The organism is Coleofasciculus sp. A1-SPW-01 (genome assembly GCF_040217205.1).
Taxonomy (GTDB): Bacteria; Cyanobacteriota; Cyanobacteriia; order Cyanobacteriales; family Coleofasciculaceae; genus Coleofasciculus; species Coleofasciculus chthonoplastes_A.
In genome coordinates, this window is sequence record NZ_JAVJNP010000146.1 from 1 (window position 1) to 13,372 (window position 13,372).

The 13,372-nt window shown below is 47.2% G+C and carries 12 protein-coding genes; 8 read left to right on the plus strand and 4 right to left on the minus strand.

Features of this window, described 5'->3' with window-relative positions:
* Positions 1 to 281: 281 nt before the first annotated feature.
* Complete coding sequence (locus RH949_RS22425) at positions 282 to 2,624, minus strand: hypothetical protein (RefSeq protein WP_446356259.1); 2,343 nt, start codon at positions 2,622 to 2,624, stop codon at positions 282 to 284.
* A gap of 456 nt (positions 2,625 to 3,080) precedes the next feature.
* On the opposite strand from RH949_RS22425, the gene RH949_RS22430 reads away from it, so the two are divergent.
* From RH949_RS22430 to cobT, 5 genes are all read left to right on the plus strand, one after another.
* Positions 3,081 to 3,788, plus strand: coding sequence for a Crp/Fnr family transcriptional regulator (locus RH949_RS22430; protein ID WP_044208048.1), 708 nt, complete (start codon positions 3,081 to 3,083; stop codon positions 3,786 to 3,788).
* Between the two features lie 134 nt (positions 3,789 to 3,922).
* Positions 3,923 to 4,756 (plus strand): DUF2232 domain-containing protein, encoded by an 834-nt coding sequence (locus tag RH949_RS22435; protein WP_006101900.1) that lies wholly within the window; start codon positions 3,923 to 3,925, stop codon positions 4,754 to 4,756.
* 213 nt (positions 4,757 to 4,969) lie between these two features.
* On the plus strand, positions 4,970 to 5,431 hold the full coding sequence (locus RH949_RS22440) for a DUF4278 domain-containing protein (protein ID WP_006101948.1): 462 nt from the start codon (positions 4,970 to 4,972) through the stop codon (positions 5,429 to 5,431).
* Between the two features lie 206 nt (positions 5,432 to 5,637).
* Positions 5,638 to 6,600, plus strand: a complete 963-nt coding sequence (gene cysK, locus RH949_RS22445) for a cysteine synthase A (protein WP_006102011.1) — start codon at positions 5,638 to 5,640, stop codon at positions 6,598 to 6,600.
* A gap of 41 nt (positions 6,601 to 6,641) precedes the next feature.
* Positions 6,642 to 7,868, plus strand: a complete 1,227-nt coding sequence (gene cobT / locus RH949_RS22450; protein WP_006102008.1) for a nicotinate mononucleotide-dependent phosphoribosyltransferase CobT — start codon at positions 6,642 to 6,644, stop codon at positions 7,866 to 7,868.
* Between the two features lie 17 nt (positions 7,869 to 7,885).
* Here cobT and RH949_RS22455 read toward each other — a convergent pair whose 3' ends face one another.
* Positions 7,886 to 8,305 carry a hypothetical protein gene (locus tag RH949_RS22455; RefSeq protein WP_006102039.1) on the minus strand — a complete coding sequence of 140 codons (420 nt, stop codon included), beginning with the start codon at positions 8,303 to 8,305 and terminating at the stop codon, positions 7,886 to 7,888.
* 431 nt (positions 8,306 to 8,736) lie between these two features.
* On the opposite strand from RH949_RS22455, the gene RH949_RS22460 reads away from it, so the two are divergent.
* Entirely contained in the window at positions 8,737 to 9,930 is a 1,194-nt protein-coding gene (locus tag RH949_RS22460; RefSeq protein ID WP_446356263.1) for an extracellular solute-binding protein, read from the plus strand.
* Positions 9,931 to 10,006: 76 nt separating this feature from the next.
* Here RH949_RS22460 and RH949_RS22465 read toward each other — a convergent pair whose 3' ends face one another.
* Positions 10,007 to 10,132: a hypothetical protein gene (locus RH949_RS22465; RefSeq protein ID WP_006101963.1), complete on the minus strand. Its 126-nt coding sequence runs from the start codon at positions 10,130 to 10,132 to the stop codon at positions 10,007 to 10,009.
* 31 nt (positions 10,133 to 10,163) lie between these two features.
* Positions 10,164 to 10,949 carry a hypothetical protein gene (locus tag RH949_RS22470; protein WP_446356265.1) on the minus strand — a complete coding sequence of 262 codons (786 nt, stop codon included), beginning with the start codon at positions 10,947 to 10,949 and terminating at the stop codon, positions 10,164 to 10,166.
* A gap of 430 nt (positions 10,950 to 11,379) precedes the next feature.
* Here RH949_RS22470 and zds point away from each other — a divergent pair, with 430 nt between their 5' ends.
* On the plus strand, positions 11,380 to 12,849 hold the full coding sequence (zds, locus tag RH949_RS22475; protein WP_446356267.1) for a 9,9'-di-cis-zeta-carotene desaturase: 1,470 nt from the start codon (positions 11,380 to 11,382) through the stop codon (positions 12,847 to 12,849).
* A gap of 409 nt (positions 12,850 to 13,258) precedes the next feature.
* A partial coding sequence (locus tag RH949_RS22480) for an RRXRR domain-containing protein (RefSeq protein ID WP_446354901.1) occupies positions 13,259 to 13,372 on the plus strand: 114 nt, incomplete at its 3' end.

Here is a 13,372-nt window from a genome sequence, read left to right on the forward strand (position 1 = left end):
TAACCCCTTCTCCCGACCCCCCTCGTTCCCCCCTACCCCCCTCGTTCCCCCCTACAAGAGGGGGGAGGACAGAGGATGCTTCGCTTTTTTGGCAGGGGGGATGACAGAGGATACTTCGTTTTTGTTGCACGGGAGAAGGGGAACCGGATCTCTTGCTCCCCTCTTGCTCCCCTCTCCCAAGCTTGGGAGAGGGGCTGGGGGTGAGGGCTGGCGTGGGAGAGGGGCTGGGGACGAGGGGTTGAGCTTAAGTTGACACGAATGGTCACAGAAGCGCCCCGACTCTAATCCCTGTTTTGTTCGCCATCCTCTAAAGACGTTTCTTGAGGTTGGCTCACGGACTGTTGATCCGGAGTCACGGAGTCTTCCAAGACATATTCTTTTACCACATTGTCTTGCTCTAAGTCAATCGATTCCTCAGACAAATCATCATAAACATCGTCCAACTCTGGGGATGGTGGTGGCGTCGTTTTCTCCAAGTCACTCACCAAGGGATCAGGTTCGCGAGAGTCTCGGTCAGTTGGAGAAGTCTGTTGCCAATCTGGGAAGGTAACATCCTCTTGGGATAGGTCATGGAGGGCAAATTCTTCCCAATCTTCTGCCAACAACTCCTCTGACATGGGCAATGACTGGATTGAGTCTAAATCGAAATTTGGCGGTGAGACGGTGCGATCGCGAGACGGGGACGGCTGAGGGACAATATTCAGATGGTCTTCTGCTTCAAAGCTGTGTAGGTCTTCACTAAGCTGCTGGAGGGTACTTTGGTCTAGCCTAATCTCTTGACCGGAAAACTGTTGCGATTCATCCCTGACTAGCAAATCTTCATCGGGTGAGGCGGGAATATAGTGATCCTCAACTGAGGTAACGGGGGAATCAGTTTCTCCAGGGTGTTCCAAAAACCATTCTTCCTCACGAGTCGCCCCTATGGATGGGATATCGGCTACGGGGGGGGAATAACTTAACCCCATTTCATCGAGTAAATCGGTTAGGGCGGTAATTGTTTTAACGTCTTGAGACTCGCTGAACCTTTCCTGGTGAGGATAAGTGGCGGGTTCTGGCGTGGCGACTATCTCTGACTCAATCGGGGCGTCAGGTGTTGGCGTTTCAAATAATAAGGTTTCCCACGATAGTTGATCCTGATTGATGCCTTCAATCCAGGGTTCGGATACACTCGTTTCATCTGCCGGATCAGTGAATCCGTCAAATAGATAATCAGCAATCTCCACCGATTCAGTCTCACCGAAAGCCTGATCCGGGGATCGCTCATCTTGCCCTTCCGTTGTAGTGATTGATGTCGCTGAGGTATTCATATCTGTTACTTCGGCGGTATTGGCTGGAGGAGGGGTATTAGAGTCGGGGACAGCGTCTGTGCCAAATAGGGTATTATACAACTCATCAATTTCATGGTGGCGGTTCTCGACTTCAGTTTGATCGGCAACCTCGGGTTCTACGGGTTGCGTGTCATCCGCCTGAGAGATTGGGGATGATGATGGTGTGGATTCCGGGGTACTATCGATGCCTAAGAGGAAATCTAGGTCTTGAAATTCTGAATCCTTGTCTGAGATAGAGGTATCCATATCCCAGCCAATCAAGGCGTCTAGGGGGTTGCCTCCTAAATTTTCTGTATCGAGTTCTTCCGTCCATTGCTGATCGGCAATTTTAGACGGCAGTTGAGCCTGGATTGGTGGGGATGGGGTTAAGGCGTTGGCAGATAGAGTCACATTGAATTCAGGCTGAGACACTGGATCGATGCCCACAAAAATGCCCTCTTGTTTTGACGTCGATGACGTTGAATCAGGTACTGACTGGGATAATTCTGTCACCTCTGACCAAGGTTGAGACGATTGCACCAAGGTTGAGGTTTCTCGTCCCAATAGCTGGGCGAGGCGATTGACCAGGGCTGTAAATAATAGCTCTCCTTGATTGCTCAAGCGATGCATTTTGTCAAGTCCTTGAGACAAAGATTGCTGATACCCATGCAGATCCCGATCAAGTGCATCAAAGAGTGACCGTTGGTTGGCATCGAGATTGAGCAACATGCGATCGCTCTCTCGTTGCAGTTGCCGCAGTTGCTCTAAGCGTTCTTGTGGCAACATTATCCCAGAGGCAGGTTGTCCGGGTGATCCCGATGTTGATGAAGCGTTGAGCAGTTGGGCTTCTAAATTCAGTAAGATTTGAGCCAGTTGCTGGGTCAGGCGTTCGGTTGACTGGTGAATTAAATCCTGAGCAAATTCTGGGAGAGGTTGTTCTTGTCCCCCCCCTTTAGCGGTAACAGTATTTTGCAATTGCTGTTTTTTCTGCTCAAGGTGCTGAATTTCTTGAGTCAAGGACTCTCGCTGTTGACGTAATGCTGACAATTCAGTCTGCAAGGGTTCTGTAACCTGTTGGCGGATACTCTCCATTTCTTGAGCAACCGCCTGCACAATCGGTGTAATGGCTGATTCGGGTGATGGTGACATTGCCATTTCGTCTGACTGCATCGACAGCAGATAGCGACGCACCTGTTCTAGGATTTCGCGATCGCGGGCTAAATCGTTGGGTTTAGACCAAGGGAAACGGGAGCCAAACTTGGCAAGGAGACTGTCAATATCAGCAATCAGCGATTGGATTTTCTTCTGTTTAGTCACGGTGGAACGCCTGACAACTTATGTTCACGCTTCGCAGGAGTTATTGCGATCGCCTGCTTTTATTATGTAGGAACTTGAACGCTTGCCGTTAACCCAGTCTGAAAACGTATTCTGGCTAACCGAGGTCCTCTCAAGTCCTGATTACAGGCATCTAAGTTGTTAAATCTCCCTCAATATGCAGCATAATAGCTGTGTACCAATCTCCGGCTGATTAGTTTGAATTTCCAATAGGATTAGAATTAAAGGCACTTCGAGGGAGTATAGCGCCGTTCATCGATCAGGACATAAGTCCCTTGTATCTGCCATTATGGCTGGTCTGGATGGGGTGATGAGGGGCGATTGTACCACAACGACTCAATTTTGTGTCTGTTGTGGAACAGGAAGGGACTTGCTTAAGTTTTTGAGGATAACAAATCGCCGTACTTGTCCACGGCGTATACAATGTGGTTTGGCTTCATGGATGATCGATACAGCTCACACGAAATGAACTCTAATGTTAATGAGTTGATTCGCACTGCTCCTTTATTTTCTGGCTTACCAGAAGCCAGTGTGAATCAAGCGACTTCTCATGTTGTTACTCGCAGCCACCCCAAGGATCGAGTTATTTTGCTGGAGAATGACTGGGGTGGCTCAGTTTACTTCATTTTGGAGGGCTGGGCAAAAATTCGTACCTATAACCTGGAAGGGAAAGAGGTGACCCTCAACATTTTAGGGAAGGGGGAAATTTTTGGCGAAATGGCGGCGCTGGATGAGGTGCCTCGTTCTACCGATGTGATTACCTTAACGCCCACGACGATTGGCAGTATACCTGCCCAGGATTTTATCCAGCTTATTCATGATGAACCTTTAGCCGGGGTTCGTTTGTCTCAGCTTATGGCAAAGCGCTTGCGCCAAGTTAATCGCCGTCTCCGCCTGAGAGAGTCGGATAGTACCTCGCGAGTGGCAGACACGCTCCTGTTTTTGGCAGAGGGTCAGGGTAAACTTAAACAGCAAGGTACGGAGATTCCCAACTTACCCCATCGCGAGTTAAGCAGTTTGAGTGGATTGGCGCGGGAGACAGTGACGCGAGTTTTGACGAAGCTAGAAAAAAAAGGCTTGATTAAGCGAGAACACGATATTATGTTTATCCCGGATCTGGCGGCATTAGAACGCATTATTGCTTAGAAGTGTTATTTGTCTTATGTCCTTTGTCATTGGTAAGGTTTGAGGCAGATTTAGCTACGTAAGGGGATCAGGCGATCATGTCGAGGTGAAAGGGGCGTTAAAGTGGAGGTTGATCAAGCGTTGATAAAAGCTGAATGAGCGATTCTTTTGAGGATGCCCAAGTGCCTCGCCCTAATCCCGATCAGAATACTGAATCCTCCTCGAAGGACTCAGAAAATGTCAATGACGAATGGGATTTGGTGGAGGAACTAGAGCCAGAGACGGAACCATCAACCAATACTAGACCTGAAAGGCTAATCCCTAATCAGGACAGAAATTCGGCGAGTCAACAATCTCAGGCACAACAGCGACAATTCAATACCACTGTCGTCATGGTGGAAACGGCGTTCCTCGCCAGTACAGCGAGTTTGATTTGGCTAATTAATTATTATTTTCCCCTCGGTCCAGTCTTGAAGATGTTTTTCCCGGTGCCAATCGCCTTGGTGTATATGCGTCGGGGAAATCGAGCCTCTTGGATGGCGGCACTGGTTTCAGGGTTATTGCTGTCGGTGCTACAAGGACCAACCCGCAGTATCCTGTTTTTGATTCCCTACGGTTTGATGGGCGTTCAGTTGGGCGCCTTGTGGAAACGTCAAGCCAATTGGTTATTTTCCATTGGGATTGGTACGCTACTGGGAACTTTGGGATTCTTTTTTCGCTTTTGGCTGCTCTCAATTCTTTTGAGTGAGGATCTGTGGGTTTATGTGATGACTCAAATTACCGAATTAGTGGAATGGGGGTTTGTCAAGCTGGGGTTACTCGCTCAACCCAGTTTAATGTTAATTCAGGTGGTGGCAATTGTGGCAATTGTGATCAATAACGCCATTTATTTATTTGTGGTTCATCTGGTGGCGTTACTCATCTTTGATCGCCTGAAAAATCCTATTCCTCGTCCGCCTCAGTGGGTACAAGTTTTGCTGGATTATTAATTTTTGTAAACACGCCTCAAACCCTTACATAAGAAGAATGACGTAGCTTTCTTCTCAAGGGAGCGAGTATGACGAATGACGCTCCCTACCATAAACTTTAATGAAAATCCGACTAATTATCTGTCAATATTGCTACAACAGGGTTGGCTCCCCTGTTGATACGTTGGTAATTCGCGAAGATAACAGATTACAGTAGGTTACAGGTCACTTGATATGTCTTTATTGTTTATCATTCCCTTGGGGATTTTCCTCGTCACTGCGTATCTTTTTAAACAATTGGCTAATGAAATGGCTTATCTTGCCGCTGCCATTGCTTTAGTTAGCTTAGTTGTAACGTTATGTTTAGCCCCCTGGCAAATTCAATTATTGCTGCTAATCTTAGTCATTTTTAGCAATCATAGACGCAGTTCTTCATCGTCTCAGCCCGTCACAGAGTCGTCATTGGCGGATGAGGATAACGTTAAGCTGGTTTATCGAGGCGTTAACTATGACCTAAGCCCTGCCCAGGTTGAGGTAACGGAAGATGAGGTGATCGGAAAATATCGGGGTCAGGCTTTGAGAGTTCACCATTTGGTGAAACCTCCAGCTACGTCAACTCTCTTACCCTTGAAATATCGAGGGGTTAACGTTAGCGATCACCTTCAACCGCAAGGAGGCTCTCGCCATAATCTTTGATTTGGCGGTGAGAGGAATCGTTGTAAAGTTGAGTACTTCCAACCTAGTTTATTCGATTTGGTACAGGGCTACTAAAAGCCTACTCCATAGTCGGTACTCCGACTTGGTGTAGGTAGTTTACACAAAACAGTAACAGGATAAGATAGATTAACGGTGAGGCTCCTGCGGGATTAGCTGAAGTGACGAGTCGTTGATAAGGAGAAACTATGCGGATTGCTCATAATATCACAGAAGTAATTGGTCACACTCCCCTAATTCAGCTCAACCGGATTCCTCAAGCCGAGGGATGTGTAGGACGAATTGTGGTGAAACTGGAGGGAATGAACCCTGCCGCTTCTGTGAAAGATCGCATCGGTATGAGTATGATTCAGGCAGCAGAAGAAGCGGGTCAGATTCATCCTGGAAAAACGGTGTTAGTGGAACCGACATCGGGGAATACAGGTATTGCCCTAGCGATGGTAGCCGCCGCTAAAGGATATCAGCTAATCTTGACGATGCCCGATACGATGAGCATGGAACGGCGATCTATGCTGAAAGCGTATGGAGCCAAACTAGAGCTGACACCCGGAAGCGAGGGAATGAAAGGAGCAATTCGCCGAGCCAACGAAATTACCGAAAGCACTCCTGAAGCCTTTATGCTGCAACAGTTCCAAAATCCAGCCAATCCCAAAATTCATCGGGAGACGACGGCTGAAGAAATTTGGGCAGATACTGAGGGTCAGGTCGATATTCTTATTTCTGGTGTTGGCACTGGTGGTACGATTACGGGTATTGCCGAAGTCCTCAAGCAACGTAAACCCGATTTTACCGCGATCGCCGTTGAACCGACCAGTAGTCCAGTTCTCTCTGGCGGGCAAGCTGGACCCCATAAGATTCAAGGAATTGGTGCTGGCTTCGTCCCTCAAGTTTTGCGTACAGACCTGATTGATGAAGTGGTTCAAGTCAGTGATGAAGATGCCATCGCTTTTGGTCGCCGTTTGGCACGAGAGGAAGGGTTATTATCTGGAATCTCCTCCGGTGCCGCTTTATGTGCCGCGATTCAGGTGGCGAAACGTCCAGAAAATGCGGGTAAGTTAATTGTTATGGTACAGCCCAGTTTTGGCGAACGCTATTTGAGTACACCTTTATTTCGAGAACTGGATCAATCCGAAACACCTGTCCTAGTTTAATGGTTATTGGTCATTTGTCCTTTGTCATTCGTCCTTTGTAATTGATCCGCATCTATACCCAGTTTGTTCAAGGAAATCAATGGTTGCAGCAGTATAGGGGACAACCTCCCCTACTCGCTTGTATTTTAGGATTTACGGCAACAGGGTTGATCCCCGGCATTTCTGCGGCTGGGGCAACTCCAGAGGATCGGAAGTATACTGCGATCGCGGATGCTGAATTCTTAGTTAATGGTTTTACCCCTAGTCCTAAGTATCCTTTACCTCCCTTGGATGCTGGGGCGTCGCCTGTCCTGATTTCTCGTGCTGTCGTCGAGGCTTGTCACCTTCCGGTTTATCTATTCAATGCGGGTTTACCTCAACCGCCAGCCGTCCCAGCTATAGATTTAGGAGGTTTACCCGCTAACTGTTTAACTACCGGAAAAGCCTTGCCCATCAATACTGTAAAACAGCTATTTGAGCAAGGCTTAATTTGGGGTCAAAAGCTGGCAACTCTGACCCCAAGCGGATATGTAATGATTGCTGAATGCGTCGTTGGCGGAACCACAACGGCTTTGAGTGTGCTGACAGGGTTGGGTATTGCCGCCATGGGTAAAGTCAATAGCAGCCATCCTCACTGTAATCATCGCCAAAAAGCAGAAATCGTTCGGATGGGACTACAACAGGCAGACTGGGAAGAGAAACTGGCAGAATTCATTGATCCCTTCGAGTTAGTCGCCGCCGTAGGTGATCCCATGCAAATTACAGCCGCCGGAATGGTGATTGGGGCAAGTCAAAGTGTTGGTGTTTTGTTAGCTGGAGGGACGCAAATGCTAGCAGTTTATGCACTAGCACGGGCGTTGGCGCTTCTTCAAGAAGCAGGGGAAGCTGGGGGAGCTGGGGGAGCTGGGGAAGCTGGGGAAGCTGGGGAAGCTGGGGAAGCTGGGGAAGCAAGGAGAGCAAGGAGAGCAAAAATTAGAGCTTATCGTCGTAGTTTTGATTCCTTACCATGGCAACCTAAGCAGGTGGTTGTCGGTACAACTCGCTGGGTGGCAGATGATCCCACGGGTGATACTGTGGGATTAGCACGAGCTATCGGCAGTGTTCCTCTTTTGGCAACCGACTTAAGTTTTGCCCAGTCAAGTTATCCGCAGCTACGGGCTTACGAACAAGGATATGTCAAGGAAGGTGTCGGTGCGGGAGGATGTGCGATCGCATCTCATCTTTACCAAGGATGGAACACGACTCAATTACTGCAAGCCATTGAAGCACTTCTAGCTCAACACCATTAATTCAAGGAGAACCAGGTTCACGAGTGAATGCGGCGGGCGAGAAGCTGTTCTTCTAAAGCCGCAATGCGATTGTAAGCGGCGGTTAGTTGGGCAGTGAGGCGTTGCACTTGCACATCAGCAGACAGGGAATTCTCTGAATTATGATTTCCGTTGTGATTCGTATGAAATTGAGCAACTTCACCCTTATCCTCGATTAGGATATCTTTATGTTCCATCCCAGAGTCCAGCAGTTGGGGATTCGCATAGACGGGGATGTCATTAACCTTTGCGGTTGATGCCTGTAGCTCAGAGTCTACAGTTGACATCGGTTGGACTTGAGGGAGACACTGGGATACCTTGTTGTTGAGTTGCTCAATACTTTGGTATATGGCATCAACTTTATAATTTAGGGCGTTGATTTGTTGTTGAACTGTATCCATCTGATTACCAATTTCCATAGCGAGTTCTATTTCATGCTAGTCAATTTACACTCAAAAGCTACCTTCCTGCGGATTCATTTAACTATTTGAGACAATTCATATCCCTATATCCTGCTGATTGTTCACAGCGCACAAGTTTCAACCATTAAGTCAACCCTCAAAATGATTTATCTTGGGCTTTAATCACCTTTTTTCCTAGGTTTTCGCTTTGTCTTCCTTACAATGTCGCCGATCTAACTATTTAATATTTTATTTACAATTGTGCCTTCAACTCAGTCCTAACTCTGGATAAGTTCCCAGATTGACTCAACGAGTTACGGAACACTGGTCACTTGTATAGCAGATGGATTCTTTGGCTGTCAGTCTCACAGAACACCAAAATTGTGTTAGTTTGTTGGGAGCAAGCGTATACAACGTAGTATTTTTACTCAATTCACCAGATTTTTGGGATGAAACGACGCTCCTTTCTCATGGGCGCTAGCGCCCTAGCACTGGGGCAATTGGCGTCTGGGTGTGGCAATAGACAGTCAACGGCTTTAAATGTAGGACTGTTGCAAAATTCAATTCCGGTTCAGTTATTGGCTGAATTTCGCCGAACCCTGGAGTCACCCGTGAGGCTCAAGTTTGACCCACAAGCCCAGCTTAAGGATATATACCAGAACCTTCGGGTGTGGAAACGACAATCAGAAAACCCAGAATCCTCGCCTGGGTTTTCCCTTCCTCTGATTAGTCGCAAACCTCCCGCGATCGCTAATTTGGTCACACTAGGAGATTATTGGTTAGAATCTGCTATCGGTGAGCAACTGATTCAACCGCTAGAGCTGTCAACATTACCAGGATGGCAACAGTTACCCCCGCGTTGGCAAGGGATTGTCAGACGTAATCGCCAAGGACAACTTGACGAATCGGGATTAATCTGGGGCGCACCCTATCGCTGGGGGACAGTAGTAATTGCCTATCGCCGGGATAAGTTTGAGGAATTAGGGTGGACACCGACAGATTGGAGTGACTTATGGCGTCCAGAATTACGCGATCGCATTTCGTTACTTGATAGTCCGCGAGAGGTGATTGGGTTGACCTTGAAGAAATTAGGGTTTTCCTATGATACCGCCAACTTGAGTCAAGTCCCCAATCTGAAAACTGAACTCTTAGACCTGCATAAACAGGTTAAACTCTACAGTTCAGATCACTATCTAGAACCCTTAGTGTTAGGCGATACCTGGTTAGCCGTGGGTTGGTCTACCGATATCCTATCCCTGCGCGGACGCGATCGCCAAATTCAAGCTGTCATTCCTCGTTCAGGAACCTCTCTTTGGGCAGATGTGTGGGTACAACCTGCTGTGCAAAAGACGGCTGCTGAATCGCCAGAACCAGAAACGTCCCAATCATTAACTCAGCAATGGATTGATTTTTGCTGGCGACAACAATCCGCGATCGACATTTCTTTATTAAGTCATGCAGCTTCACCGATACTGGTAACCCTGAATCCGGCTACGTTACCCGACTCACTGCGACAGAGTGAGATCCTCTTACCAGAACCCTCTATACTCGAAGACAGTGAATTTCTATATCCCTTACCCCAAGAAGCGATTGAGCAGTACCTAGAACTGTGGCAAGAAATTCGCACAATGCAATTTGTTTAGACTTAAGTGGGGAGGGCGGGTTTTGTTGTTCATTGATTGGTGAGGAGGGCGGGTTTTGTTGTTCCGTTAGTGGTGACTAGCTAACTTTAGTCCCTAAACCCGCCCCTACAATTGTCCCTAAACCCGCCCCTACAATTGTCCCTAAACCCGCCCCTACATCTAATTTTTCTGCCCTAAATGCCTTGGCAAATAAATTATGCAAATTTATTGTTTTTGTCCAAAGTCCAATCAATTTAGAATCCCAGTTTCTGGTAATGACGCTTGAGCAGGCGTTGAGCTGCATCTGATGAAATATTCACGGGTTCAAAGGCTTTCGTGTCGAATCGGCTTGTGCTAATCGTCATCAATTGCCAATTGCCTTGCTCATGCTGGAGAATGGCATCTCCACCAAGCTCTTCCATCGCCCACGTTACAATCGCATAAGGTTCATCAATAGTGATTTCTATAAACCGAACATTGTCGTGCCATTTATCCCAGTCATCTAGCAGCTTTTTTTCTAACTTATCTTGGCTTTGGTTAATCGTGATTTGCTGATGATCGGTAAAAAACGGGGCTTTAACTAACAAGACCGTTAGCAAATTTAAGTGAATATTTAAATGATATATCATCGCCCCCAAACGACGAATCGCATAGGCTAAATTTTCATCAACATTCTTTAGATCACTCGGATTATTGCTGTGTTGCAGTTTCTGGCGACGTTCCAGGGAATGATTATAATCTTCAACTAAACCGAATATGCTCGTTGTCTTGCTGTCAAGCATGTAGAGAACATACTCATCTACCAATAAATGTTGAGGCGGGATTTTATAAATAATTTTTTTTAATTGTTCTACATTGATTGGTTCAACCTGACTCTTCTCAAATGCTTGAATGTTGGGATGATCGAGTAAGCTCAGTTCATGGCGAATGACTTGATCCGCTTTACGAAGCTTCAAAAAAATCGTATCGACTTCAACCGCTAGGGAAGATAGTAATACTTTCTCTTCCTCTCTTTTAAGTTCTTTGTTGTTCAAACACATTTGAGTTGCATTAAGAATGATTGAGCAAAAACAGTGACATTAAAACTGCTATTGCCTGTCGGCTTGGTTAGGATTAGGATCACGTCTAAGACCCTAAGTCGGTAGAAGGACTTTGACTGGTGTTTTACCTTTGATTAGCAACCCTGATGTTCTGATTGAGTAACCTTGCCTGCTTTCTCTTTGGCGAGATATTCGCGTTACCCAATTTTTGTAGACTGGTAAGTCTGTAATACGTAATGTATGACGTGTAAGACACTGTGTACATTCTAATTCCTATTGGCTGACATCAGCAAGTCGGTTTAGCCAACTTTATCAAGATTTCATTCCCGCAAACAAAACTGGGATCAACGGCGATCGCAAGCCGATAGGCTGCATTTGGAACCCAAATTCTATTACAATCTGTAAAGAAAACTGAAAAGGAAGGGCTACGATGCGCGTTGCGATCGTTGGGGCAGGACTTGCCGGAATGGCGACGGCTGTAGAATTAGTCGATGCCGGACATGAAGTCGAAATCTTTGAATCCCGTCCATTCGTGGGCGGCAAAGTTGGCAGTTGGGTAGACGCCGAGGGCAATCACATTGAGATGGGGTTGCACGTCTTTTTTGGCTGCTACTACAACTTGTTTGACTTGATGCAGAAGGTAGGGGCATTGGAGAACCTACGTCTCAAGGAACATACCCATACCTTTATTAATCGGGGTGGGCGCACGGGGGAGCTAGACTTTCGCTTTATCACCGGAGCGCCGTTTAATGGACTCAAAGCCTTTTTCACCACCTCCCAGCTATCACCCCAGGATAAGCTACAAAACGCGATCGCACTCGGAACCAGTCCCCTAGTACGCGGCTTGATCGACTTTGATGGGGCAATGCAAACCATTCGCGACTTGGATAAAGTTAGCTTTGCTGACTGGTTCCGCCAGCATGGGGGGTCTAACGGCAGCTTAAAGCGGATGTGGAATCCCATCGCCTACGCCCTCGGGTTTATCGATACAGAGAATATCTCTGCCCGTTGCATGTTGACAATCTTCCAGTTCTTTGCTGCGAAAACAGAAGCCTCTGTTCTCAGGATGCTGGAAGGTTCGCCTAATGAATACTTACATCAACCGATTATCAATTACCTAGAAGCGCGAGGGGCAAAAATTTACACCCGGCGACGGGTGAGAGAAATCCTCTACACCGAGACAGGAGACTCAGCTAACGTGACAGGTTTAGTCATCGCCCAAGGTGAAAGCGAAGAAACTATTACCGCCGATGCTTACGTTTGCGCCGCTGATGTGCCAGGAGTGCAGCGTTTATTGCCAGAATCATGGCGCAAATGGTCAGAGTTTGACAATCTCTATAAGCTAGACACCGTACCTGTAGCCACCGTACAACTGCGGTTTGATGGCTGGGTGACAGAACTCCATGATCCTCAAAAACGGAAGCAACTGGCACAAGCGACGGGGATGGATAATCTCCTCTATACTCCGGATGCGGATTTTTCCTGCTTTGCTGACTTAGCCTTAACCAGTCCCAGTGACTATTACAAAGAAGGACAAGGGTCACTGTTGCAATTAGTGCTAACGCCCGGTGATCCATTTATCCGACAAAATAATGAATCCATCGCCCACCATGTCCTCCAGCAAGTCCACGAACTCTTCCCCTCTTCGCGAGAATTGAACATGACCTGGTACAGTGTGGTTAAATTAGCTCAATCGCTTTACCGAGAAGCTCCGGGCATGGACCCCTATCGCCCTAACCAAAAAACCTCAGTGAGCAACTTCTTCTTGGCAGGTAGCTACACTCAACAAGATTACATCGATAGTATGGAAGGCGCGACCCTATCCGGGCGGCGTGCGGCTAAAGCGATTCTCGAACATGCACAAACACCTGTAGAACCAACTCTCGTTACCACGAGTTAAAAGTTATCTGAGAACCGGGGAAGTTCCGGATGTAGGGGCGGGTTTTACTGATAACGTTCTAGAAGCAACCGATAACGTGACTAAACCCGCCCTTGCAGGGGAAGCAGGGGGAGAGAAACTACTATTATGATCTACAACTTGCTTTCAACAACCCCAACCTACTTCGTTGAGGTTGGGGATTGCCGGACAAACGGCAATTTAAACCGTTGAATACCGCATTGAGTCTCGGTTTGGCACAGACACCCGGATACTTCCCTAGTCCGGATCAAATCTAAAGCCTTTTGTCGGGCTGTTGTTAGACAAGACATCTTAACCGAGATGGCGGGAAGGGACTACATTTCGACTTATCTCGACTTCGCTCGATACAAGTCGCTCAATGTAAACACTTTCACTCGTGAGGATTATCTCCATGCTACGAGTACCAGTTCTATCAAAGAGAAGATTCAATAACCGTAAACAGGGTAAACTACCTCCCTCTATTCGAGCCAACAGGCAGTTGGAGTTACGAGTAGTCAAAGAACTG

What these genes read in the sequence shown, in the direction of transcription:
- RH949_RS22430 (WP_044208048.1), top strand. Translation starts at nt 3,081, where the DNA reads ATGGATGATCGATACAGCTCACACGAAATGAACTCTAATGTTAATGAG.
- RH949_RS22435 (WP_006101900.1), top strand. Translation starts at nt 3,923, where the DNA reads ATGAGCGATTCTTTTGAGGATGCCCAAGTGCCTCGCCCTAATCCCGAT.
- RH949_RS22440 (WP_006101948.1), top strand. Translation starts at nt 4,970, where the DNA reads ATGTCTTTATTGTTTATCATTCCCTTGGGGATTTTCCTCGTCACTGCG.
- cysK (WP_006102011.1), top strand. Translation starts at nt 5,638, where the DNA reads ATGCGGATTGCTCATAATATCACAGAAGTAATTGGTCACACTCCCCTA.
- RH949_RS22455 (WP_006102039.1), bottom strand. Translation starts at nt 8,305, where the DNA reads ATGGAAATTGGTAATCAGATGGATACAGTTCAACAACAAATCAACGCC.
- RH949_RS22460 (WP_446356263.1), top strand. Translation starts at nt 8,737, where the DNA reads ATGAAACGACGCTCCTTTCTCATGGGCGCTAGCGCCCTAGCACTGGGG.
- RH949_RS22470 (WP_446356265.1), bottom strand. Translation starts at nt 10,949, where the DNA reads ATGTGTTTGAACAACAAAGAACTTAAAAGAGAGGAAGAGAAAGTATTA.
- zds (WP_446356267.1), top strand. Translation starts at nt 11,380, where the DNA reads ATGCGCGTTGCGATCGTTGGGGCAGGACTTGCCGGAATGGCGACGGCT.